A 253-nucleotide genomic window follows, 5' to 3' on the forward strand; every position below is an offset into this window, starting at 1 on the left:
ACCTGCGCCATGGCGACCCGATCGAGCTTGCCGACCAGGTGTTCATGTTCAAGCGCACCACTCGCGAGGCAGCGCTGAAGCACGGCATCTATGCCACCTTCATGGCCAAGCCGATGCAGAGCCAGGCGGGCTCGGCGATGCATATTCATCAGTCCGTCGCGAACATCGAGACCGGCAAGAACGTCTTCACCAATCCGGACGGCAGTCCGTCGCAGGAATTCTTCCACTTCATCGGCGGCATGCAGCGCTATGT

1 pseudogene is annotated in these 253 nt (G+C 60.5%); it reads left to right on the forward strand.

The window, feature by feature from the left end:
* Positions 1-253, forward strand: a pseudogene (locus tag ACPYOI_RS36575) (glutamine synthetase); the annotation flags it as partial.

The sequence above is a fragment of the Rhizobium sp. SVR5-2C genome, from assembly GCF_056755115.1.